The organism is Bradyrhizobium sp. Ghvi (genome assembly GCF_900115265.1).
Classification (GTDB): Bacteria; Pseudomonadota; Alphaproteobacteria; order Rhizobiales; family Xanthobacteraceae; genus Bradyrhizobium.
On the sequence record NZ_FOVU01000017.1, the window covers coordinates 32,410 to 55,614 of the forward strand.

Below are 23,205 nucleotides of genomic sequence, written 5' to 3' on the forward strand. Positions count from 1 at the left end.
CGTCATGAACCGCCGCGAGCTGATCAAGACCTTTGCCGCCCTCGCTCCGCTCACGGTGGCGGGCCGCGTCTGGGCTGCGCCGGCGACCGACGCGCGCATGCTGGTGGTGTTTTTGCGCGGCGCTTATGATGCGGCCAATGTCGTGGTACCGGTCTCGAGCGACTTTTACCGCACATCGCGGCCGACGCTCGCCATCGCCAAGCCCGACGTCGGCAATCCCAACGCCGCGCTCGCGCTCGACGCCGACTGGGGGTTGCATCCGGCTTTGCGCGACAGCATCTATCCGCTCTGGGCCAAGCGCGAGATCGCCTTCATTCCCTTCGCCGGCACCAGCGACGATCTGACCCGAAGCCATTTCGAAACCCAGGACACGATCGAGCTCGGCCAGTCTGCCGGCGGCTCGCGCGACTATCGTTCGGGCTTCATGAGCCGTCTCGCCGCTGAGCTGACGCGCGTCAAGCCGATCGCCTTCACCGATCAGCTGCCGCTGATCTTCCGCGGCAAATCACAGGTGCCGAACACTGGAATCAACAACGTCGCAAAGCCGGGCGTCGACGACCGCCAGGCCGATTTGATCAAGAGGATGTACGCGCAGTCCAGTCTCGCTTCCTCGGTATCGGAGGGCTTTCGCGTCCGCGACGACGTCTACCGATCGGTCTCCGAGGAGATGAATGCCGCCAATCGCGGCGCGGTCTCGCCGCGTGGCTTCGAATTGTCGGCGCGGCGCATCGGCCGCCTGATGCGCGAGCAGTTCAATCTCGGCTTCGTCGATGTCGGCGGCTGGGACACCCATGTCAACCAGGGCGCAGCCACCGGCTATCTCGCCGACCGGCTTGGTGAGCTCGGTCGCGCCCTCGTCGGCTTCTCCGAGGAAGTCGGGCCGGCCGCGTGGCGCGATACGGTGGTCGTCGTGATCTCGGAATTCGGCCGCACCTTCCGCGAGAACGGCGACCGCGGCACCGATCACGGTCATGGCAGCGTCTATTGGGTGCTCGGTGGCGGCATCAACGGCGGCCGTATCCTCGGCGAGCAGGTCAAGGTCGAGCAGCCGCATCTGTTCCAGAACCGCGACTATCCCGTGCTGACCGACTATCGCGCCCTGTTTGCCGATCTGTTCGGTCATGTCTTCGGCCTTGGTAACGAGAGCCTCCAGCGCATCTTCACCGGCGTGCATCCGACGAACCTGGCATTGGTCTAGCTGCCAGCGCCTCCTCTTGCCGTTCCATCAATTCAAAAACGGCATCAATCGATACCCCCTTCAACTTGGACACTTTCCCGCGCGCGCCTCTAGGAGTCGCCTTGAGGAAACATTCGACTTGAGGAGGCGCATGATGAGCGCAGTGGTGTCCGCGGCGGACGTGAGGAGGTCTCGCGTCAGGCTGTTCATCGTGACCATGTTGTTCCTGGTCACGACAGTCAATTATGCCGACCGCGCCACGCTGTCGATTGCCGGCTCCGCCCTCTCCAAGGAACTCCATCTCGATCCCGTCGCGATGGGCTGGATCTTCTCGGCCTTCGGCTGGTCCTACGTCGTCGCGCAGGTACCGGGCGGCTGGCTGCTCGACCGCTACGGCTCGCGCCTCGTCTACGCCTTCAGCATCATCGTCTGGTCGCTGTTCACGATGATGCAAGGCTGGGTCGGCTTCTTCAGCGCCGGCGCTGCGGTCGCCGTGCTGTTCGCGCTTCGCCTGCTGGTGGGCGTCGCGGAAGCACCCTCCTTTCCCGCCAACGCCCGCATCGTCGCGGCCTGGTTTCCGGGCAATGAGCGCGGCACCGCGTCAGCCTTCTTCAATTCGGGGCAGTATTTCGCCACCGTGATCTTCGCGCCGCTGATGGGCTGGATCGCGCATGATTACGGCTGGCGTTACGTGTTCTTCGTGATGGGCGGGCTCGGCGTGGTGATGGGCTTCGCCTGGATCAAGACTGTCTACGGGCCGAAAGAACATCCTTCGATCAACGAAGCCGAGTTCGATTACATCAAGGACGGCGGCGCGCTGGTCGATCTCGACGCGCCGAAGGACGAGCGCGCGCCGGACTCCGGTCCGAAATGGGAGCACATCCGCCAGCTGCTCTCCAACCGGATGATGCTCGGCGTCTATCTCGGCCAGTACTGCATCAACACGCTGACCTACTTCTTCCTGACCTGGTTCCCGGTGTACCTGGTCAAGGAGCGCGGCCTCTCGATCCTGCAAGCCGGCTTCGTCGCGACGCTGCCGGCGCTGTGCGGTTTCATTGGCGGGGTGCTCGGCGGTATCATCTCCGACGCCATCCTGCGCAGGACCGGCTCACTGACCATGGCACGCAAGATCCCGATCGTCGGCGGCATGCTGCTGTCGATGTCGATCATCGCCTGCAACTATGTCGACGGCCGGGCGCTGGTGGTGGGCTTCATGGCGCTCGCCTTCTTCGGCAAGGGCATCGGCGCGCTCGGCTGGGCGGTCGTCTCCGACACCTCGCCCAAGGAGGCCGGCGGCGTGTCGGGCGGCCTGTTCAACTCCTTCGGCAACCTCTCCTCGATCACCACGCCGATCGTGATCGGCTACATCGTGGCCGCGACGGGCTCCTTCAACGGCGCGCTGGTATTCGTCGGCTTCAACGCGCTGGTGGCGGCATTCGCCTATCTCGTGGTGGTCGGCAAGATCGAGCGGGTGGTGCTCAAACGTTCCTCCTGAGGGCTCCCGCGGGAGCTGACCAGGTAACTCAACGGCGGCTCCCAAGGCCGCCGTCTTTGTTTTGGGGATTATCGATGCTAGAAGTGCCAGAGAAACGCCTTATCCATCTAAGGCATGTATCGATGTTCGACCTCAACCAGCTCCGCTGTTTCGTCACGGTGGCGGAGGAACTGCATTTCGGCCGCGCCGCCGCACGGCTGAACATGACCCAGCCGCCGCTATCCCGGCAGATTCAGGTGCTCGAGCATATCATCGACGCGCCTTTGCTGGAGCGCACCAGCCGCTCGGTGCGGCTGACCCCGGCCGGGCGTAGTTTCCTGCCCGAGGCCCGCCGTATCCTGAAGCTCGCGGAAAGCGCATCGCAGGTGGCCCGCCGTATCGCACTCGGCAAGACCGGCTCGCTCAAGATCGGCTTTACGGCCGCCGCCGCCTACGGTTTCCTGCCCGAGCTGGTCGCGGCCTGCCGCGCCAAGCTGCCGGAGGTCGACTTCTCGCTGAAGGAGATGGTCTCCGGCGATCAGTTCGAGGCGCTCACCTCGGGCCAGATCGATGCCGGCCTGCTGCGGCCGCCGATCGCGCGTCCCGAAGTTGCCAGCCGCCGGGTCGTCGCCGAGCCCCTGCTCGCCGCTATCCCGAAAAAGCATCCGCTGGCGAACGCGGAAAGCATCACCGTCAAGGACTTCGACGGCCAGCCCTTCGTGATGTATTCGCCCTATGAGAGCCGCTACTTTCACGATCTGCTGGTGGCGCTGTTCACCCGCGCCGACATCCTGCCGCGCTATGTCCAGCATCTCAGCCAGATCCACTCGATCCTGGCGATGGTGCGCGCCGGCCTTGGCCTTGCCATCGTGCCGGCCGCGGCCGCCGGCCTGAAGATCTCCGACGTTCGGCTCCGCCCGCTCAAGCTGCGCACGCGTGTTCCGGCCGAGCTGTTCATGGTGTGGCGCCGCGACGACGAGAATCCCTTGCTCGCCGCGTTGGTCAAAATCGCCAGCGAATTGTCCTCGGCGGAGGTGATTGAGGATTGATGCTCAATCCGCATCGATCGATATAGGCTTTGGCTTGGACGCGCATCGAACAGCCCCCTAAACAGCAGCGCATGGACGCGCGACCCGCATTGCGTCCCCGACACACACACGAGAGCAGGGAGCAGCGCCCATGAGCAAAATGACCCCGCAGGAAATGGCCCAGAAGATCGGATCGGGCCTCCTGTCCTTCCCCGTCACGCCGTTCAAGGCCGACTACTCCTTCGATGAGGCGACCTATCGCGCCAACATGGATTGGCTGTGCGGCTATGACGTCGCCGGCCTGTTCGCCGCCGGCGGCACCGGCGAATTCTTCTCGCTGACCCCGACGGAAGTCCCCGAAGTGGTCAAGGTCGCCGTCGACGAGACCAAGGGCCGCGTGCCCGTGCTCGCCGGTACCGGCTATGGCACCGCGATCGCCCGCGAGATCGCTGTTGGTGCGGAAAAGGCCGGCGCGGACGGTCTGTTGCTGCTGCCGCCCTACCTCACCCATTCCGAGCAGGAAGGCCTCGCCGCTCACGTCGAGGCCGTCTGCGCCTCCGTGAAAATCGGCGTCATCGTCTATAACCGCGACAACGCCATTCTGCAGCCCGACACGCTCGCCCGCCTCGCGGAGCGCTGCCCGAACCTGGTCGGCTACAAGGACGGCATCGGCGACATCGAGCTGATGACGCGCGTCTACACCAAGCTCGGCGACCGCCTGACCTATGTCGGCGGCCTGCCGACCGCGGAGACTTTCGCTCTGCCCTATCTCGATATGGGCGTGACGACCTATTCCTCTGCCGTGTTCAACTTCGTGCCGGAATTCGCCACCAATTTTTACGCTGCTGTGCGCAGGCGCGACCATGCGACGATCCATGCCGGGCTGAAGGATTTCATCCTGCCGCTGATCGCGATCCGCAACCGCAAGAAGGGCTACGCGGTCTCGATCATCAAGGCCGGCATGAAGGTCATCGGCCGCGACTCCGGCCCGGTCCGTCCGCCGCTGACCGATCTCACCGAGCAGGAGATTGCGGAACTGACCGCGCTGGTGAAAAATCTGCCCGCCATCCGATCGTCACAACAGGCTGCTGAATAACAAACGACAACAGGAGGAGTGGGCGATGGCCCGGACAGATATTTCTGGCGCACCGGTCGTCACAGCGATGCAGGTGATCCCGGTCGCGGGCCGCGACAGCATGCTCCTCAATCTGAGCGGCGCGCACGCGCCGTTCTTCACCCGCAATCTCGTCATCCTCACCGACAATGCCGGCCACACCGGCGTCGGCGAGGTGCCGGGTGGGCAAAAGATCTGGCAGACGCTTCAGGACGCCAGGGATCTCGTGATCGGCAAGACCGTCGGCGCGATGAACAACATCCTCGCCGATATCAGGACCACCTTCGCCGACCGTGACGCCGGCGGCCGCGGCAAGCAGACATTCGACCTGCGCGTGATGATCCACGCGGTCACTGCAATCGAATCCGCCCTCCTCGACCTGCTCGGCCAGCATCTCGATTTGCCCGTCGCAGCGCTGCTCGGCGAAGGCCAGCAGCGCAAAAGCGTCGAGACGCTCGGCTATCTCTTCTTCGTCGGCGACCGGCGTAAGAGCAAGCTCGACTACGTCACGGGCGAGACCGGCAAGGCGGAGTGGTTCAACCTCCGTCATCAGGAGGCGATGACGCCGGAGACGGTGGTGCGGCTCGCGGAAGCCACCCACGACCATTACGGCTTCGCCGACTTCAAGCTGAAGGGCGGCGTCCTGCGCGGCGAGCAGGAGATCGAGGCCGTCACCGCGATCGCGAAACGCTTTCCCAACGCCCGCGTCACCCTGGACCCGAACGGCGCCTGGTCACTCGACGAGGCCATCAGCCTCTGCAAGAACATGCACGGCATCCTCGCCTATGCCGAGGACCCCTGCGGCGCCGAAGCCGGCTTCTCCGGCCGCGAGATCATGGCCGAGTTCCGCCGCGCCACCGGCCTGCCCACCGCGACCAACATGATCGCCACCGACTGGCGGCAGCTCTCCCATGCGTTGCGTCTCGGAGCGGTGGACATTCCGCTGGCCGACCCCCATTTCTGGACCATGCAGGGATCGGTGCGCGTCGCCCAGACCTGCCGCGACAACGGCCTGACCTGGGGCTCGCACTCCAACAACCACTTTGACATTTCGCTCGCCATGTTCACCCATGTCGGCGCGGCCGCTCCCGGCAAGGTCACCGCGATCGACACACACTGGATCTGGCAGGACGGCCAGGCACTCACCAAGGAGCCGCTCCAGATCAAGGGCGGCAAGATCGCGGTCCCGGATCGTCCGGGCCTCGGCATCGACATCGATCGCGCGGCCATTGAGGCCGCGCATGAGCTCTACAAGAAGCATGGACTTGGCGCCCGAGATGACGCTATCGCCATGCAGGACCTGATCCCCGGCTGGACCTTCGACGACAAGCGGCCCTGCCTCGTTCGGTAAGAAACCTTCCTTGGAGGAAAAAGAGATGACTGCGATCCTCAAAAACTTCATCGGCGGCGAATGGGTCGACGGCTCCGGCGTCACCAGGAACATCAACCCCTCCAACACCAATGATCTCGTCGGCGAATACGCCAAGGCCGACAAGGCGCAGACCGAGAAGGCGATCGCCGCAGCGAAGGCTGCCTTCCCTGCCTGGGCGCAGTCGACGCCGCAGGTGCGCTACGACGCGCTCAACAAGATCTCGACCGAAATCCTGGCCCGCAAGGAAGAGCTCGGCCGCTTGCTCGCCCGCGAGGAAGGCAAGACGTTGCCCGAGGGCATCGGCGAGGTTGCGCGTGCCGGCCAGATCTTTGCGTTCTTCGCCGGCGAGGCGCTGCGCCTGATCGGCGAGAAGGGTGCCTCCGTCCGTCCCGGCCTCGACGTCGAGCTCACGCGCGAGCCGGTCGGCGTCGTCGGCATGATCACGCCCTGGAATTTCCCGATCGCGATCCCCGCCTGGAAAATCGCGCCGGCGCTCTGCTACGGCAACACCGTCGTGTTCAAGCCGGCTGAGCTGGTGCCGGGCTCCGGACATGCGCTCGCCGAGATCATCACCCGCTCCGGCATTCCCGCCGGCGTGTTCAACCTCGTGGTCGGCTCCGGCTCCGTGGTCGGCCAGACTCTGCTCGAGCATCCCGACGTCGCCGCGATCTCGTTCACCGGCTCGGTGCAAACAGGCCGCAAGATCGCGCAGGCTTGCGTGCTCTCGAACCCGATGAAGAAATTCCAGCTCGAGATGGGCGGCAAGAACCCGCTGGTCGTGCTCGACGACGCCGACCTCAAGACCGCCGTCGAAGTCGCCGTCAACGGCGCGTATTTCTCGACCGGCCAGCGCTGCACCGCCTCCTCGCGCCTGATCGTCACCGAGGGTATCCACGACCGCTTCGTCGCGGCGGTGGCCGAACGCCTGAACAGCCTGTCCGTGGACGATGCGCTCAAGGCCGGCGTGCATATCGGCCCGGTGGTCGACCAGAGTCAGCTCGACCAGGACCTGCGCTACATCAAGATCGGGCAGGACGAAGGCGCCAAGCTCGCCTTCGGCGGCGAACTGCTCAAGCGCGAGAATCCCGGCCACTATCTCCAGCCGGCACTGTTCACAGAGGCCAATAACAACATGCGCATCGCACGCGAGGAAATCTTCGGGCCCGTTGCCGCCGTCATCCGCGCCAAGAACTACGAGGAGGCCCTCGCCATCTCCAACGACACCGAGTTCGGCCTCGCCTCCGGCATCTGCACCACCAGCCTGAAATACGCTTCGCACTACAAGCGCAACAGCGAGTCCGGCATGGTGATGGTCAATCTGCCGACAGCCGGCGTCGACTATCACGTGCCGTTCGGCGGCCGGAAGGGCTCGAGCTACGGCGCCCGCGAGCAGGGCTCCTATGCCCGCGAGTTCTACACGACTGTGAAGACGGCTTATACCTTCCCGGGTTGATAGGCAGACTTCGTAGGGGGGGTCAGCGCAGCGTAACCCACCTCTTCTGGTTCAACGGATGCAGACAGGGGCGGGTTACGCTGCGCTAACCCACCCTACATTTCCGGAATCCTCGATGGACCAGGACGTCGCAGCGAAAGAACAGCCCCGCTACATCAAGCTCAACGCGCGCGACAACGTCGCGATCGTGGTCAATGATTTCGGGCTTCCCGCCGGCTCCCGCTTTGCCTGCGGGCTGACGCTGCGCGCGTTCGTGCCGCAAGGGCACAAGACCGCCCTGGTCGACATCGCTCAAGATGAGCCGATCATCCGCTATGGCGAGGTGATCGGCTACGCGCTCTCCCCGATCCTGGCCGGCGAATGGGTCGACGAGGCCCGCATCCGCATGCCGGAGGCCCCTGCTCTCGACAAGCTCGAAATCTCCACCGCCGTGCCCGCACCGCTGCCGCCGCTCGAAGGCTTTACCTTCGAGGGCTACCGCAATCCGGACGGCTCGGTCGGCACGAAAAATATTCTGGGCATCTCTTCCTCCGTGCAATGCGTGAAGGGCACGATGGAATATGCCGTCAAGCGCATCCGCGCCGAGCTCTTGCCGAAATACCCCAACGTCGACGACGTCGTGCCGCTGACGCACGCCTATGGGTGCGGCGTCGCTATCACCGCGCCCGACGCGGTGGTGCCGATCCGCACGCTGCAGAATATCGCGATCAACCCGAATTTCGGCGGCGAGATCCTGGTCGTCGGCCTCGGCTGCGAGAAGCTGGCACCCGAACGACTGGTGCCGGAAGGCGCCAGCGATGCCATCGTGCGCATGCAGGACGAAGCCTTCGACGGCTTTGGCGCGATCGTCGAAGCGATCATGACCCAGGCCGAAGCGCGTCTGAAGGTGCTCAACACCCGCGAGCGCGAGACCTGCCCCGCCTCCGATCTCGTCATCGGCCTGCAATGCGGCGGCAGCGACGCCTTCTCCGGCGTTACCGCAAACCCGGCCGTTGGCTTCGCTGCGGACCTGCTGGTCAGCGCCGGTGCCACCGTGATGTTCTCCGAAGTCACGGAAGTGCGCGACGCCATCCAGTTGCTCACCCGCCGCGCCATCAACGAGGATGTCGGCCGCGCGCTGGTGCGCGAGATGGCGTGGTACGATTGTTATTTGGCCCGCGGCGGCGCCGATCGCAGCGCCAACACCACGCCCGGCAACAAGAAGGGCGGCCTTGCCAACATCGTCGAGAAGTCGCTCGGCTCGATCGTCAAATCCGGCTCATCAGCCATTACCGGCGTGCTCTCGCCCGGTCAGAAGGCAACGCAGAAAGGCATGCTGTTCGCGGCAACGCCGGCGAGCGACTTCATCTGCGGTACGCTCCAGCTCGCCTCGGGCATGACCTTGCAGGTGTTCACCACCGGCCGTGGCACACCCTACGGCCTTGCGGCCGCACCCGTCATCAAGGTCGCGACACGCACCGAGCTTGCCCGCCGCTGGAAGGACCTGATCGATTTCGATGCGGGCGGCATCGCCACCGGTGCAAAGACCATCGAGGAAACCGGCTGGGACCTGTTCCACCTGATCCTCGACGTCGCCTCCGGCCGGACCAAGCCGTGGTCCGACCGCTGGGGCATCCACAACGATCTCACGCTGTTTAATCCGGCGCCGGTGACCTGAGCGGCGCCGCGCCCTCAGTACCGCGCTCTCACCGGCGCTTCACCGAAATGATAGTTCACGCCGAACCGCACAAGGCTGACATTGCGTTCGTTGACTTTGGCGTCCGGCAAGTCGGTTGAAGTTGCCGTCGTGAACGACGGGACGAACAGGTACTCGGCCTTTGCCGACCAATTCGACAGGAACATCCATTCGAGGCCCCCGCCGACAACGCCGCCCCAGACGGCGTTCGGCTCGGAGTTGGTCGAGTTGAATGCGTTCCAGGACTTCAGTCCCGCGACGGCGACACCGCCCGTCACATACGGCATGACGTCTCCGAACGCCACGCCGACGCGGGCGCGGCCAGTGTGCAGCCACGTGATTTTCGTCCGACAGGGAACTGAACCTGCGCAAAAGCCATTTGATGTGTTGCCGTCAATGTCCGCTGCGGAGAGGTCGCCTTCGACGCCCGCGACAATCGTGCCGAACTGCCAGTCGTACCCGACGGTTGCGCCGCCGATCCAGCCGGTTTGCGCGAAGCTGCCGGAATTGCCGATCAGCGGCAGTGTCGGATAATCCTGGTTTGCCGTTCCGCGCCCCCAGCCGGCGACAACACCGACATGAAATCCTGACCACGGCGCCGCCGCGGTCGCAGCCGTATACGGCACTGCTGCGAGATCCGCGGCTGCGGCTTCGCCGGCGAGAATGCCCGTCAACGAAACGAGAGCAATTGCGTACTTGATCATTGTGTTATCCTCGTCTCGTTCAGGTGCCGGGAAGCTGGTAACGCAGCTCAGTGAAGAACAAGTGGGTGTGCGCCTCGCCCGGCGCGCCGATCGCGACGAACCAAGGCTCGCGCCGCAGATAGGAGTATTGCGCGAGGCCGGTGATGGCGCCGTATTGCGGGTCAGCCCAGAACGTATGCTTGAGGTCGAGCGTCCACTGCTCGATCTGCTTGTTGGCGGTGTTCGGTGAGTTCGGGCCGCCGAAACCGGCAATTCGGTTGGGAAGCGGATTGGTCGGATCCACGAAGTAATTGGCGTCGAAGAAGGTCTGACCGTAATAGGCAGATAGGATCGTCGGCTGGAGCACGCGCCACTCGAAGCCTGCGAGATAGCCGCGCGAGCGAACGGTCGAAAGCGCGATGTTGTACACACCTCCGCTGCCGGTTGCGGTGGGCACGACATCAGGACCGAGGGCGCCGAGATAGCGGCCGCCGCCATCGCTCCAGAACGCGTTGCCCACAAGCGCGAAGGTCCGGAAGAATTCGAGATTCGCCCCGACGGTCGTCGCCCATCCGTTCGCATCGTGCCAGTTCCAGGTCGTCCCGATGGCGGTTGGGATATTCGTGGAGCGGAAATGCCGCCACATGCCGGCCGCCTCGACATGCAGCCGCGTGCCGGACCAGATATCGCTGTCGTATGCGGCCTTGGCGACCACATCGGGAGTGCGGTTCGGCGTGCCCGGAACAGCGCCGGTGTCGAACTGCGACGCAAGCTGCGCATTGAAGGCGAACGGATAGATCACCTCACCCGCGCCGACATATTGCTGCGGGTTTTCGACGCCGGCACCGATGGTGAAATTCGGTGTGGCGTGCCAGGCGAAATGCGCCGCCGCTTGACGCGCCCAGGGCAGGCCGACCTGAAAGCTCTGGTCGATATTATTGGTCAGGAAAACGTCCGACGGATCGGGGCCCATGCCGTACCGGTTTGGCGTCAACCAGCTGTAGGTCTGGCCGAAGCTCGTCTCGAACTGCCCTGCTTTGACGTCGGCGTAGGCAAGCCGCATGCGGAAGGTGTGGCTGTTGGAGTTGACGTAGACGTTAGCGGGGTCATTGCCGTTGAAGTCACCTTCGAAATAACCGGTGAGATCGACGCCCCTGATGTTGCCGTGGGCGCGTAAGCCGAGCAGCGAGTTCTGCGCCGACATGCGCGTCTCGGTCATGTTACCGCCGATTGTATTGTCGAACGGGATCGCGCCGAAATTGGTCGTGGTCGCATTCCCGGTATTTGTGTTGCGGCTGACGCCGGTGAGCGCAATGTAGCCGACCGGCGCAATCTCGAAGCCGCCGACCTCGAAGCCGGCCGCCTTGCGTGGCATCGGCGCTGGCCCCGAAGGCGTCGCGACCGGGGGCGGCACGACGGATACCGGGGCTGGTCGGGCATCCGTAGCGGCAACGCTCTCCGGCCGCGACTTCGATTTGAGCACCTGAAGATCGGCCTCGGCGAGCACGCCCTTCTTGCGCAGGAGGGCCACCAAGCGGTCGCTCTGTTGCGCGGGCGGTGCAGAGGTGACGGCGCGAGCTTCACTCGACGAGATCACGCCCTTGCTGGCCAGGAGCGACAGAAGCGCCTCGTTCTCGCCGGCCATCGCCGACGTGACGCCGCACACCGCAATTGCCGCGACGGATGTCGTTGCCAGCAACACGTTGCGAAATCCGAGACCACTTCTCATTCCTGCTCCTCCAAAAATCATCAGCGCCGTACATCCGAACGCGAGCAGCGCTGCCCGACGGCAACCGGCCGTCGATTCCGCAGCTTCGGTTCGTGCGAACACCTAACCGCGGGCTGCCGCGGCAGGCTCGGACCGGGATGAACTGGATTGGACGCATGAGAACTCATCGGCGTTTTGCCGCCATGCGATGCATCGCGGCCACAGTCGGACCCTCGCAATTGAAATGATGCGAAAATGCGCTAACAAGACGCCAGAGCCATCGCACTGCCGGTCGATGGATTGCGACCCAAGCAGCATGACATCTCCGAACCCGCCCTTCGTCCCCGTCAGTACATCGACCGACGCGTACCCGGCTCACCGGCGCCTTGCCATGTGGCGCGAAGTCTATGGCCGCAACATCGCCAATGTGGACATCGAGACGATCGATGACACGCCCTTTCATGCCAGCGTGACCTTCCAGGGATTGCCCGGCGTCGGCGTGGTCACCGGTTCTCGCTCACCGGCCCACTATCATGTCACGCGCCAGCACCTCGCCAATGCGCGGGACGGTTTTGGATTGTCAGTCTTGATGAGCGGAGCCGCAACGACGAAGCAGCTTGGCCGAGAGATCATAGGCCGGCCCGGCGCCGCGTCGATCATCTCGGGGACCGACCCGTCCGTGAACACGATGCACACCTTCGGCAGCTTCATGACCATCGTGCTGCCACGGCCGGACGTCTCGGCTCTGGTGCGCGATCTCGACTCCACCTTTGCAAGTCAGCTTCCTGCCGACAACTCCGCGCTGCGACTCTTGGTTCGCTACCTGCAAACCTTGCACGAAAATGGCCCGCTCGAAGCGGCGCTGGCCAAGGCCGCGGCGAGCCACATCGTCGATCTCGCTGCGCTCGCGATCGGGGCCAATGCCGATGCCGCGCATGAGGCAAGGCAGCGCGGGGTGGCCGCCGCGCGATTGCAATCGATCAAGGCGGAAATCCGCCAGCGGCTCGGCTCCGGCGACCTCTCGGCCGCCACGATCGCCTTGCGACATGGGGTGACTCCACGCTACGTGCATAAGCTGTTCGAACGCGACGGCACCACCTTTTCGGAATATTTGCTTGCTCGCCGGGTCGAGCGTGCAGCCCAGATGCTGCGCGATCCTGCATTTGCCGGTCATACGATCAGCGCGATCGCCTTCGAGTGCGGCTTCTCGGACATCTCCTATTTCAACCGGACCTTCCGTCGCGCCCACGGCGCGACGCCAACCGATATCCGCGCGACGACGTTCCGCCTGCGTTGAGACGGGCTCCCCGACGCTCGTCCGCTCCCGGACACTTCAGTGAAACGGTCCGGCGGCACCTCCGGCGGAGGCAGGCGCCGACAGCGTTCTCACGTCATGCTGCCCGGCATGAAGCACCGCACCCGCGGATGGCCGTCGATATAGTGCTTCCACACCATGGTGCGACCGATCTTGTTCGGTTCGGTGATCACGGCTCCGTCGGGAACGACGACCCACTCCTCGTCGAGATGCACGCGGTAGTGTCCGTTGTCGGATTCCCAGTCGACATCTGCAACGACATAGCCGTCGGTATCAGAGCAGCACTGCCCGTACTCGCTGCGCAGGCTCTCGAACCAGGGTTTGAGCGGCGAGTTGGCATAGCGTCCGTCATCACGCGCGAGCGCCGACGTTGCCAGCAATGTCGTCACCCCCAACAATGTCGCTGCACACGGTCTTGCAAGATTCATGGTGGTGTCTCGCGGATCGAAATGAGCACCGCGAGGGGCAGACAAGGCCGCTCACGCCCTTAACAGGCATGGACTCGGCAAATCGCTCCCCACGGGCTTTGCCGACAGCTATGCAAATCCGGCGCCAGCGCGCATTCCGGGGAACTACTGGCGCGCATTCGCCTTTCGACGAATGCGCCTCTGGGGGGATGACCTTGGCGTGTGTGAAACAAGCCTCGAAGGCTCGCGCGGCGAGCCTACTTCTTCGCTGCCGGCGCCATCATCATCGCGCCACCCTTCTTGGCGGCGGGCGCGGCCTTCGGCGCGGTCGCCGCCGCCTGCGCGGGGAGATATTTGGCGATGATCGCAGGATCGACCTCGGCCATGCTGGAATCCGGCAGACGATGCCAGGTCTCATCCTTGCCGAAAAGAGAAATGCCGAGGAAGCCGCGCATGGTCAGGACCTGGCCATCCGGGCTCACGCTCATCTTGGCCTTCCAGACGTTCCCGTCGCGCGGATTGACCACGTTGCCGCCCTCATATTTCAACCCGTCGCGTTTCATGTCGCGGATGAAGGAGAGCCCGAGCACCGGCTGGTTCTTGCGATCGTCAGTGCATTTCGAGCAGACCTCGTTCGGATCGTCGCCGGGACGCGGGAAAGTCTTCGCGATGATGCCTTCGAAAATTCCGTTATGGTCGACGAAGAGAAACCAGCCCACGGGCCGGCCATCTTCGACCTTCTGCCAGAGACCCGCAGCGGTCGGCTGTTGCGCGGCAGCCGGCCTCGCCAAGCCAATCATCGTCACGACGGCGAGCGTAAGGAGCGAGAGCAGCCGAAAGCTGGAAAAACGATTCCGCATTATGATCACCTTGCTAGCTGCCACTGCACTGGCCGCAGACTACGGCGATTTCGCGAACGGTTCCAGCACCAGAAACATGGGGTGCCACCGCCACGTTCGCGCAGCGGTCAGTTGACACCGAGCTTCTTTTGCAGGCTGGAGGACGACGTCGTGTACTGGAACACGAGCCGCTTCTCCGGATAGACGTAGCGATGGGCTTTTTGCGACATCAGCGCGCCCTCGTGGAAGCCGCACAGGATCAGCTTGATCTTGCCGGGATAGGTGTTGATGTCGCCGATCGCGAAGATGCCTGGTACGTTGGTCTCGAACGCGCTCGTCTCCACCGGCACCAGATTGTTCTCCAGCGCAATGCCCCAGTTCGCGACGGGGCCGAGCTTCATGGTGAGGCCGAAGAACGGCAGCATGGTGTCGCAGACAATATCGCTCACGCTGTTGTCGTTGCCCTTGATGGTGGCGCCGGAGAGCTTACCGTCAGCGCCTGACAGCGCGGTGACCTGGCCGAGCTTGAGATCCATCTTGCCGCCGGCAACCAGCGCGCGCATCTGCTCGACGCTGTGGGGCGCGGCGCGAAACTCGTCGCGCCGGTGCAACAGCGTGATGCGCTTGGCGACTGGATGCAGATTGAGCGTCCAGTCGAGTGCGGAATCGCCGCCACCGACGATCAGCACGTTCTTGTCGCGGAAGGTCTCCATCTTGCGCACCGCATAGTGCACCGAGGTGCCTTCAAAGGCCTCGATCCCCGGCACGGGCGGGCGCTTGGGCTGGAACGAGCCGCCGCCGGCTGCGATCACCAACACCTTGCATTCGAACACCTTGCCGGCGTCTGTGGTGCAGCGGAACGCGGGATCGCCGATCTTCTCCACGGTTTCGACCATCTCGCCGAGATGGAAGGTCGGGTGGAACGGCTTGATCTGCTCCATCAGCGCATCGGTGAGGCCCTGGCCCGAGACCTGCGGAATGCCGGGAATGTCGTAGATCGGCTTTTCCGGATAGAGTTCGGCGCATTGGCCGCCGACCTTGTCGAGGATGTCGACGAAATGCGCCTTCATGTCGAGAAGGCCAAGCTCGAAGGCGGCGAACAGGCCGCAGGGGCCGGCGCCAACAATCAGCACGTCGGTTTTGATCACTTCGCTCATGTCGTCTCTTTATCGATCGTTATCGGTGGGACGGCGCCCTTCGGGCCGAGGTGACTCTATCTGTCTAGCCAACGGGGGTGGATCAGGGAAGGCATAAAAGCGGGAGCGCCCCGCGGCCGCGCCCACTTGCCGGGCCAGCATAACTGGGCTGTAACGGGATGCGATATGACGGAGATCAATCGGTGAACGCACCAAGCCGCCTCGATACGACGCCGCGCCTGGAGGACTTCCCCTTCCGCCTCAGCGACAATGTCCGTTTCGGCGATCTCGATCCCAATCAGCACGTCAACAACGCGGTCTACGCCACCTATTTCGAGACCGGCCGCGTCACGCTGATGAAGCTTCCCCAATACGGGCTGACGCCGCCGGGCCTCGCCTGGATCATGGTGCGGCTCGACATGCATTTCCGCGCCGAGCTGCGCTGGCCGAACACGATCGAGCTCGGTCTCGGCGTGGTGAAGCTGGGACGAACGTCGGTGACCTTCGAGCAGGTCGTGTTCTCGGACGGCAAATGCATCGCCTCGGCGACATCGGTCGGCGTCTTGCTCGACGAGATGACGCGCCGGCCGGCCCCGCTGACCCCTGAGGTGATCGCGAAGTTCAAGCCCTGGCACAAGCGCGGCATCGAGGTCGCGCCGCCGAGGACTTAATGCCTGATCCGGACCCCGCCGGCCGCGTCAGCACAAAGCGTGCAGCGGTTTTCCGAAAGGTCATGCACTCATAAAAAGAAGGATCAGGCCTGGCGTTCAGGCGTCCCGACAACCAGCCCGTCGAGTTCGTCGGAGACCTTGATCTGGCAGGACAGGCGCGAGTTCGGGCGCACGTCGAAGCCGAAGTCGAGCATGTCCTCTTCCATCGGTGTCGGGCTGCCGACCTTCTCGCGCCAGGCTTCGTCGACATAGACATGGCAGGTCGCGCAGGCACAGGCGCCGCCGCACTCGGCCTCGATGCCGGGAATGCTATTGCGGATGGCGGCTTCCATCACGGTCGCGCCGTTCTCGACTTCCACCGTGCGGGTTTCGCCCTTGTGGTCGACAAAGTGAATTTTGGCCATGTGTTCTCGTGCTGACGCGATCTGGGGAAAAGGAGAGTCCGGGTTGTCCTATAACGGGTCGCTCAGGGCCGCGCCATAGCGTTTTCAGGCGACGTGGGCCCCGGCTCGCGTGACAAAACCGCTTCAAAACAAAAGACTAGTGCGCAACGTCCGCACTTCGGGACGATGCCGGTCTCCCTAGTGCTTGAGGATCGCCGCGATCGCGGCACGAGCCTCGGCGACCGCCTCTTTCAGGGCGGCGAAGGCGTGCGGCTGGTCTTGGCCGATCCGGATCGCGGTTTCCAGGCTGGCAGCGGCATCCGCGACGGCAAAGGCGCCGATCCCGCGCGCCGAGCCCTTGAGCTTGTGTGCAAGTGTGCCCGTTTCGGCCGGCAGCGTCGCCATCGCCGCGAGCAGCCGGACCGCCTGCTCGGCGAACATCGTAAGCACTTCCTGCTCCAGCTCGGCGTCACCGAGCGTCATGCGGGAAAGATGGTCGAGGTCGAGCGGGCTGTCGATGGGCGCAAGCGGGGGCGAAGGCATCCATTCCATCCGTTGCAGTTCAGGCGTCATGGCGCAGGCCCCCGGCATCGCGCGATGGTCCGCCGGTCCGGCGGTTCCGCCCACCGAAGCATGGAATTGGTTAATGAAGTGTTTGGGTCGTTTTACGCAAATCCGCCCGTTTCTTGACGAAAAGTTGCCGCAATCGGCCGAGTCCAGTGGAGAATTTCATTTAGGCCTAAGGTGTTACGGCTCTTTCCTGTTAACGATGATTAAGAATGTCTTAATCGCGGGCATTTCATTCGCAACGCTCTGCCAATAGGATGTTGCGGAAATTGGCGGACAAGCCATCCGGGTGGGGATGGCTCGGAGATCCGCGCAAGCGGCATGATCCGGACTGTGGGCTTGCGTAGCGCGCAGAGCTCGCGGGGGGACGCGTACAAGTAACGAGGGCTCGGACTGAACATGGCCAATACTCCCAAAAAGGTCAAAGACCCCACAGAAGTTGCGCTTTCTGCGATTCAGGAAGCCCTCAACATCAGCGACACGGCTGCCGATACCAGCCGCAATGCATCCATGCGCAACGAATCGGCACCACCGGTCGTACCGCCCGCACCTCCCGTGTTCGACGAACCGGCCTTCGAGCCGCGTGCTGCCGCCAACGAGCGCGCCGTGTTCGATTCCCTCGAGGAACCGCGCCCCTCGCGCCGCGCCGCCAATGACGACCGCGAGACCATCGGCCAACTGCTCCAGTCGCTGCAAACGGGCCGCCCTGCCCGCAACATCTACACTGGCGCGACCATTTTCACCGTCGTGTGGCTCGCCGCCTGTGCCGCGCTGACCGTCGGATTCCTGCCCTCGATCCGGGCCGCCATGGGCGAGAGCGGCGGCGTGCTGGCCATCGCCGGCCTCGCCACGATGTTCTTCGCGCCCATCATGTTGTTCTACTTCCTCGCCAGCCTGGTCTGGCGCGGCCAGCAGATGAGTCAGGTCGCGCAGGCGATGGCGCAGGTCGCGATCCGCTTCTCCGAGCCGGAAGGCTCGGCCTCCGATTCCATGGTCACCGTCGGCCAGGCCATCCGCCGCGAGGTCGCCGCGATGGGCGACGGCATCGAGCGCGCGATCGCGCGTGCCGGCGAACTCGAGACACTGGTCGCCAACGAGGTCGCGGCGCTGGAGCGCGCTTATTCCGACAACGAAGTCCGCATCCGCGCCCTGCTCCAGGACATCGCCCATCAACGCGACAACCTGGTCGGCCAGGCCGAGCAGGTCCGCAGCGCCATTTCCGGCGTGCAGATCGACCTTCGCCATGACATCGCGTTGATCTCGGACGCCATCGCCTCGCGTGTCGACGAAGTCGCAAAATCCATTACCGGCGCGCTGGAAGAGCGCGGCGCCCACATCACGAGCGCGCTCAGCCATGCCGGCGACAACATGATCCTGGCGCTCGGCGAGCGTGGCGGCGACCTGCTCGACCGTCTCGAGGAGGCCAGCGCAGAGACCACCCGCGCGGTGCTCGACGCGAGCGAGCGGCTGACCACCAGTCTCAACTTCAAGACCGGCCACGTCCACGACGAGTTCGTCGATCTCGCCGACCGCGTCCACGAGATGCTCAACGAGCGCATCGACCGCATCACCGGCGAGTTCGAGCAGCGTTCCGCGGCGATCGTCGACGGCATCTCCGAGCGCACCGAGCAGGTGCACGACTCCTTGAAGAATTCGTCGGACTCGTTGCTGCTCGAGCTCGAGCTGCGCTCGAACGACCTCTCCGCCAAGATCGACGACGCCGGCAACCGCCTCGCCGGCCAGATCATGACTTCCGGCGACAAGGCGAGCGAAGCGCTCGATGCCACCGTCAACACCCTCGTCGCCAAGGTCGTCAGCCAGACCGAGACCGCGCACGACTCGCTGTCGCTGCAGATGAGCGCGTTCGACGAGCTGGTGAAGAACCAGGGAACCGAGCTGGTGGAGAAGTTCGCCCGCGATTCCGGCACGCTGGGTGCCCTGATCACGCGCCACATCTCCGAGTTCGACCGCACCGTGAAGACCTTCGGCGGCGAAATCGTCGAACGCATGGGCCAGCGCACGCACGACATCCACGAATCGCTGAAGACCTATGTCGACAATTTCGACACCCGCTTCACCTCGAGCGGTGGTGAGATCACCGCCATTCTCGACCAGCGCCTGGTCCAGTTCGAGACCTCGATCGGCGAACGCGTGTCCAACTTGGACGCCTCGCTGAACGGCAAGATCGCCAGCCTCGACAATACGATCGAAGGCCATATCAAGACCTTCGACCACCAGCTCGGCGGCCGCGTCGGCGCGCTCGAGCAGTCGTTCGATGCACGTGCGAAGTCCGTTACCGAGACGATCGACGGCCGCCTCAACACGCTGTCCACGATGCTGACCGACGGTGCAACGCAGGCGATCCAGTCGATCGACTCCCGTCTCAACCACCTCACGACGTCGCTGACCGACGGCGCTTCGCAGACGATCCAGTCGATCGATACCCGCCTGACCCACCTCACCACCACCCTGACCGGCGGTGCGACGCAGGCGCTCGAATCCATCGACTCCCGCCTGACCTACCTGACTTCGGCGCTGACCAACGGCGCCTCGCAGGCCGTGCAGTCGATCGACACCCGCCTCACCCTGCTGAACTCGACGCTCACGGACGGCACGGCGCAGGCAATCGAGGCCGTCGACCGCCGCATCACGAGTGTCGGCGAGCTCATCGATGGCCGCAGCATGCACCTGACCGACACGGTCACGGCGCGCTTCCAGGACATCCAGCAGGCGATCGAGACCAAGGTCGGCTCGGTCGCGAGCGACATCGACATCCGCGTGGCGCAGTTCGAAGACCTGCTCGGCTCGCGTGTCGAGGCCGTCGCCGGCCGCATCGAGAGCAGCGGCCGCCAGGCCAGCGAGGACATGATGTCCCGCGCCGAGATGATCTCGACCGCGATCCGCTCGCATGTCGAGGACGCCGAGCGCTCGCTCACCAACCTCGTGGTCAACACCAGCGAGACGATCCAGACCGGTGCGCGCGCCGCGCAGCAGTCGCTGATGACGGTCTCCTCCGACGTCAACGCCCAGCTCAAGATGACCTCTGCCGAGGTCGAGCGCGCGCTGACTGCGGTCGGCACCGGTGCTGCGAACTCGATCCTGACCAGCGCCCGTGAGGCGCAGTCGTCCCTGGTCGCCGCCTCGGGCGATGCCTCCAACCAGATCAAGGGGCTCGCCGCCGACGTCGAACGCACGCTCTCCGCGGCCGGCTCGGCCACCGCGGCCTCGATCCTGGCCGGCGCCCGCGAGGTGCAGACCACGCTCGTCACCGCCTCGTCGGATGCGGCCAACCACGTCAAGACGCTCACCGCCGACGTGCAGCGCTCGCTGTCGCTGGCCGGCACCACCACGGCGGAATCGATCACTGCCGGCGCCCGCGACGCGCAGAGCACGCTGATCGCGGCCTCGACCGAGACCGCCAACCAGATCAAGGCGCTGTCCTCCGACGTGCAGCGCTCGCTGTCGATGGCGGGCACCGCGACGGCCGAGACCATCATGACGGGCGCGCGTGAAGCCCAGAGCACCCTCGTTGCCGGATCTGCGGATGCGGCCAACCAGGTCAAGGCTCTGACGGCCGACGTGCAGCGTTCGCTCTCCATGGCCGGCACTTCGACGGCGGAGAGCATTCTGGCCGGCGCGCGCGAAGCTCAGAGCACGCTTGTGAATGCGTCCTCGGAGGCGGCGAGCCAGGTCAAGTCGCTCGCGGCCGAGGTGCACCGTTCGCTGTCGCAGGTCGGCCAGACCAGCGCGGAGACGATCACGGCCAGCGCCCGCGACGCCCAGAGCACCCTGCTCGCGGTTTCGGCCGAGCAGACCGGCCAGGTCCGCTCGCTCGCAGCCGAGATGCAGCGCGCGCTGGCGACCGCCGGCGGCGCCACCATCGAGGCGCTCACCAGCGGCGTCCGCGAGGCCCAGGGCACTTTGATCACCGCGTCGACCGACGCGGCGAGCCAGATCAAGTCGCTGACGACGGACATCGAGCGCACGCTGACCGCGGTCGGCGCCGACACTGCTTCGACCATCCTCAACAGTGCCCGCGAGGCGCAGACCTCGCTGACCTCGACCTCGGCGGATGCCGCAAGCCAGATCCGCACGATCTCGACCGAGATCGAGCGCGCGCTGAGCACGGCGACGGCGAACGCGACCAGCGACATCCAGAGCAGCGCGCTCAACGCCCAGAACGCGCTGATCTCCGCCTCCAACGAGGCGAGTTCGCGGGTCAAGTCGAGTTCGGCCGACGTCGAGCGTTCGGTGCTCGCGGCCAGCTCGAGCTTCGGCCAGGCCATGACCGGCAAGACCGACGAGATCGTCACTTATGTGCAGCAGCAGGCCGACCGCCTCTCGAGCATGATCGACGCCAAGCGCGGCTCGCTCGTGGACGCGATCGGCTCGAAGGCCAGCCAGCTCACGCTCGACATCGACCGCGTCACCTCCGACGCGCTGAAGTCGATCGAGACGCGCGGCCAGGCCTTCTCGCAGACCATGATGGGCAACGGCAACGAAGTCGCGCGCACCATCAACGCCGCGAGCGAGGTCGCAACCAGTGCGGTCGGCCGTTCGCTCAAGGACCTCGAGCAGGCCTCGCGCACGGCGATCGACCAGTCGCGCCAGGTCTCGATCGCAGCCGTCACCGAGATGCAGGAGACCAGCAAGATCCTGCGTACCGACACCATCGCCCTGTTCGAGCGCCTGCGCGAAGGCAACATCCTCCTCCAGGAGGTGCTGACCGGTGCGCACGACAACCTCAACTCGCTCGAGCGGGCGCTGGTGACGCGCGTCGCCGACTTCGTCTCGGCGATGAACGACGTGACCTCGCGCAACGGCGCAGCGACGCAGAACCTGGAAGACCAGCTCAACGTGTTCAATTCGAAGACCACGAAGGCGCTCCAGGACCTCGGCGAGTTGTCGACCCAGTTCGACGCCCACGGCAAGGCGCTGGTCGATGCCGCCCAGGTGGTCGAGCAGAGCAACAAGAACACCACCGCCTCGCTCGCCGAACGCAAGGCGGCACTGGAATCGCTCGTCACCACCATCGACCTGCGCACCGCCGATCTCGACCAGCGCCTGTCGCGCTTCACCGGGCTGCTCGATGAGTCGCTCGCTGCGGCCGAAGAGCGCGCCCGCGACATCGCCCGCGTGGTCGCTGAGACCGCCGGTGCGGGCTCGGCCGCGATCACCCGCCAGTTCGAGGCGGTGCGGTCGGCCTCCGAAGAGGAGCATCGCCAGACCATCGAGGCCATGCACGACATCTACCGCCAGACCACGGACGAAGCGGATGCGATGTTCAAGCAGTCGACCGAGAAGTTCGGCAACCTCGTGGCCAGCATGAAGCAGATGGCGCTCGAGATGCACAACGAGCTCGAAGCCACCCGCAACGAGCTGCGCCGCGGCGTGCTCGAGATGCCGCAGGAGGCCGCCGAGAGCACCGCGCAGATGCGCAAGGTGATCGTCGACCAGATCGAGGCGCTCGCCGAGCTCAACCGCATCGTGGCCCAGCACGGCCGCGGCCTCGACGTCACCACGACGAGCCGCGCTTCTGCGGCCGTCCAGCGCCAGGAAGAGCCGATCATGGCGACTGCAGGCGTTCGTGTCACCGAAACCCGCATGCGCGACACCGGCAGCGCCTCGACGCTGCCACCGCCAGACCTCGGCTTGCCTGCCTCCTCGCGTCGCACCGAGGCTCCGCCGGTCGCCCCCGGCGGCAACGACCAAGGCCGCGACGGCTGGCTGTCGGATCTGCTCAACCGCACCGACGCGAACCAGGGCGCTCCGTCCGGCCGTGAGGCCCCGCGTGGCCGCCAGGCTGCACCCTCGCCGCAGCCGCAGGCCCCGCAGGCCAGCAGCAATCCGCTGGAATCCCTGTCGCTCGACATCGGCCGACTGATGGACCGCAACCTCGCGGCCGAGATGTGGGACCGCTACCAGCGCGGCGAGAACAAGGCCTTCACCAAGCGCCTGTACACGCCCGCCGGCCAGAAGGCCTTTGACGAGGTGGCCCGCAAGTATCGCGCCGACCGCAACTTCAAGGGCACGGTCGACCGCTATATCGGCGAGTTCGAACGCCTGCTCGACGAAGTCGCCCGCGATGGCCGCGGTCCGCAGGAGCTGCGCAGCCACCTGACCTCGGAGACGGGTCTGGTGTACACGCTGCTCGCGCATGCGGCGGGTCGGCTGGGATAAACGGGCTCGTAACAGCAACCAAG

The 23,205-nt window shown here is 65.0% G+C and carries 17 protein-coding genes; 10 read left to right on the forward strand and 7 right to left on the reverse strand.

What is annotated here, in order from left to right; genetic code table 11:
- The first annotated feature begins 4 nt into the window (after nucleotides 1–4).
- From BM374_RS34390 to garD, 7 genes are all read left to right on the forward strand, one after another.
- Complete coding sequence (locus BM374_RS34390) at nucleotides 5–1,198, forward strand: DUF1501 domain-containing protein (RefSeq protein WP_092302973.1); 1,194 nt, start codon at nucleotides 5–7, stop codon at nucleotides 1,196–1,198.
- A 133-nt stretch (nucleotides 1,199–1,331) separates the two neighbouring features.
- Nucleotides 1,332–2,672, forward strand: coding sequence for an MFS transporter (locus BM374_RS34395; protein WP_177248736.1), 1,341 nt, complete (start codon nucleotides 1,332–1,334; stop codon nucleotides 2,670–2,672).
- Nucleotides 2,673–2,794: 122 nt separating this feature from the next.
- Nucleotides 2,795–3,700, forward strand: coding sequence for a LysR family transcriptional regulator (locus BM374_RS34400; protein ID WP_092302977.1), 906 nt, complete (start codon nucleotides 2,795–2,797; stop codon nucleotides 3,698–3,700).
- A gap of 130 nt (nucleotides 3,701–3,830) precedes the next feature.
- On the forward strand, nucleotides 3,831–4,775 hold the full coding sequence (kdgD, locus tag BM374_RS34405; RefSeq protein WP_092302979.1) for a 5-dehydro-4-deoxyglucarate dehydratase: 945 nt from the start codon (nucleotides 3,831–3,833) through the stop codon (nucleotides 4,773–4,775).
- A 25-nt stretch (nucleotides 4,776–4,800) separates the two neighbouring features.
- Entirely contained in the window at nucleotides 4,801–6,144 is a 1,344-nt protein-coding gene (gudD, locus tag BM374_RS34410) for a glucarate dehydratase (protein ID WP_092302981.1), read from the forward strand.
- Nucleotides 6,145–6,169: 25 nt separating this feature from the next.
- Nucleotides 6,170–7,618, forward strand: coding sequence for an aldehyde dehydrogenase family protein (locus BM374_RS34415; protein WP_092302983.1), 1,449 nt, complete (start codon nucleotides 6,170–6,172; stop codon nucleotides 7,616–7,618).
- A gap of 115 nt (nucleotides 7,619–7,733) precedes the next feature.
- Nucleotides 7,734–9,275, forward strand: coding sequence for a galactarate dehydratase (gene garD, locus BM374_RS34420; protein ID WP_092302985.1), 1,542 nt, complete (start codon nucleotides 7,734–7,736; stop codon nucleotides 9,273–9,275).
- 14 nt (nucleotides 9,276–9,289) lie between these two features.
- Here the strand turns inward: garD and BM374_RS38985 are convergent, their stop codons facing one another.
- Both BM374_RS38985 and BM374_RS38990 read right to left on the reverse strand, forming a co-directional pair.
- Nucleotides 9,290–9,997, reverse strand: coding sequence for an outer membrane protein (locus BM374_RS38985; RefSeq protein WP_177248737.1), 708 nt, complete (start codon nucleotides 9,995–9,997; stop codon nucleotides 9,290–9,292).
- A 19-nt stretch (nucleotides 9,998–10,016) separates the two neighbouring features.
- Entirely contained in the window at nucleotides 10,017–11,705 is a 1,689-nt protein-coding gene (locus BM374_RS38990) for a hypothetical protein (RefSeq protein ID WP_177248738.1), read from the reverse strand.
- A 370-nt stretch (nucleotides 11,706–12,075) separates the two neighbouring features.
- Between BM374_RS38990 and BM374_RS34430 the strand changes: the two genes are divergently transcribed.
- Complete coding sequence (locus BM374_RS34430) at nucleotides 12,076–12,981, forward strand: AraC family transcriptional regulator (RefSeq protein WP_177248739.1); 906 nt, start codon at nucleotides 12,076–12,078, stop codon at nucleotides 12,979–12,981.
- 89 nt (nucleotides 12,982–13,070) lie between these two features.
- Here the strand turns inward: BM374_RS34430 and BM374_RS34435 are convergent, their stop codons facing one another.
- The 3 genes from BM374_RS34435 to BM374_RS34445 all read right to left on the reverse strand — a co-directional run bounded on the left by BM374_RS34435 (nucleotide 13,071) and on the right by BM374_RS34445 (nucleotide 15,402).
- The gene (locus tag BM374_RS34435; RefSeq protein WP_092302989.1) at nucleotides 13,071–13,427 is read right to left on the reverse strand and encodes a hypothetical protein; all 357 of its coding nucleotides are present in this window, start codon (nucleotides 13,425–13,427) and stop codon (nucleotides 13,071–13,073) included.
- A 236-nt stretch (nucleotides 13,428–13,663) separates the two neighbouring features.
- A complete protein-coding gene (locus BM374_RS34440; RefSeq protein ID WP_177248740.1) occupies nucleotides 13,664–14,266 on the reverse strand; it encodes a DUF2147 domain-containing protein in 603 nt (200 codons plus the stop codon).
- Between the two features lie 107 nt (nucleotides 14,267–14,373).
- Nucleotides 14,374–15,402, reverse strand: a complete 1,029-nt coding sequence (locus BM374_RS34445) for an NAD(P)/FAD-dependent oxidoreductase (RefSeq protein WP_092302991.1) — start codon at nucleotides 15,400–15,402, stop codon at nucleotides 14,374–14,376.
- A gap of 182 nt (nucleotides 15,403–15,584) precedes the next feature.
- Between BM374_RS34445 and BM374_RS34450 the strand changes: the two genes are divergently transcribed.
- Nucleotides 15,585–16,052, forward strand: coding sequence for an acyl-CoA thioesterase (locus BM374_RS34450; RefSeq protein ID WP_092303062.1), 468 nt, complete (start codon nucleotides 15,585–15,587; stop codon nucleotides 16,050–16,052).
- Nucleotides 16,053–16,135: 83 nt separating this feature from the next.
- Here the strand turns inward: BM374_RS34450 and BM374_RS34455 are convergent, their stop codons facing one another.
- On the reverse strand, nucleotides 16,136–16,456 hold the full coding sequence (locus BM374_RS34455; RefSeq protein WP_063687913.1) for a 2Fe-2S iron-sulfur cluster-binding protein: 321 nt from the start codon (nucleotides 16,454–16,456) through the stop codon (nucleotides 16,136–16,138).
- 177 nt (nucleotides 16,457–16,633) lie between these two features.
- A complete protein-coding gene (locus tag BM374_RS34460) occupies nucleotides 16,634–17,008 on the reverse strand; it encodes an Hpt domain-containing protein (RefSeq protein ID WP_092303064.1) in 375 nt (124 codons plus the stop codon).
- Between the two features lie 393 nt (nucleotides 17,009–17,401).
- Between BM374_RS34460 and BM374_RS34465 the strand changes: the two genes are divergently transcribed.
- A complete protein-coding gene (locus tag BM374_RS34465) occupies nucleotides 17,402–23,182 on the forward strand; it encodes an apolipoprotein A-IV repeat region-like domain-containing protein (protein WP_092302993.1) in 5,781 nt (1,926 codons plus the stop codon).
- Nucleotides 23,183–23,205: the final 23 nt, after the last annotated feature.

What these genes read in the sequence shown, in the direction of transcription:
- BM374_RS34390 (WP_092302973.1), top strand. Translation starts at nt 5, where the DNA reads ATGAACCGCCGCGAGCTGATCAAGACCTTTGCCGCCCTCGCTCCGCTC.
- BM374_RS34395 (WP_177248736.1), top strand. Translation starts at nt 1,332, where the DNA reads ATGAGCGCAGTGGTGTCCGCGGCGGACGTGAGGAGGTCTCGCGTCAGG.
- BM374_RS34400 (WP_092302977.1), top strand. Translation starts at nt 2,795, where the DNA reads ATGTTCGACCTCAACCAGCTCCGCTGTTTCGTCACGGTGGCGGAGGAA.
- kdgD (WP_092302979.1), top strand. Translation starts at nt 3,831, where the DNA reads ATGAGCAAAATGACCCCGCAGGAAATGGCCCAGAAGATCGGATCGGGC.
- gudD (WP_092302981.1), top strand. Translation starts at nt 4,801, where the DNA reads ATGGCCCGGACAGATATTTCTGGCGCACCGGTCGTCACAGCGATGCAG.
- BM374_RS34415 (WP_092302983.1), top strand. Translation starts at nt 6,170, where the DNA reads ATGACTGCGATCCTCAAAAACTTCATCGGCGGCGAATGGGTCGACGGC.
- garD (WP_092302985.1), top strand. Translation starts at nt 7,734, where the DNA reads ATGGACCAGGACGTCGCAGCGAAAGAACAGCCCCGCTACATCAAGCTC.
- BM374_RS38985 (WP_177248737.1), bottom strand. Translation starts at nt 9,997, where the DNA reads ATGATCAAGTACGCAATTGCTCTCGTTTCGTTGACGGGCATTCTCGCC.
- BM374_RS38990 (WP_177248738.1), bottom strand. Translation starts at nt 11,705, where the DNA reads ATGAGAAGTGGTCTCGGATTTCGCAACGTGTTGCTGGCAACGACATCC.
- BM374_RS34430 (WP_177248739.1), top strand. Translation starts at nt 12,076, where the DNA reads ATGTGGCGCGAAGTCTATGGCCGCAACATCGCCAATGTGGACATCGAG.
- BM374_RS34435 (WP_092302989.1), bottom strand. Translation starts at nt 13,427, where the DNA reads ATGAATCTTGCAAGACCGTGTGCAGCGACATTGTTGGGGGTGACGACA.
- BM374_RS34440 (WP_177248740.1), bottom strand. Translation starts at nt 14,266, where the DNA reads ATGCGGAATCGTTTTTCCAGCTTTCGGCTGCTCTCGCTCCTTACGCTC.
- BM374_RS34445 (WP_092302991.1), bottom strand. Translation starts at nt 15,402, where the DNA reads ATGAGCGAAGTGATCAAAACCGACGTGCTGATTGTTGGCGCCGGCCCC.
- BM374_RS34455 (WP_063687913.1), bottom strand. Translation starts at nt 16,456, where the DNA reads ATGGCCAAAATTCACTTTGTCGACCACAAGGGCGAAACCCGCACGGTG.
- BM374_RS34460 (WP_092303064.1), bottom strand. Translation starts at nt 17,008, where the DNA reads ATGACGCCTGAACTGCAACGGATGGAATGGATGCCTTCGCCCCCGCTT.
- BM374_RS34465 (WP_092302993.1), top strand. Translation starts at nt 17,402, where the DNA reads ATGGCCAATACTCCCAAAAAGGTCAAAGACCCCACAGAAGTTGCGCTT.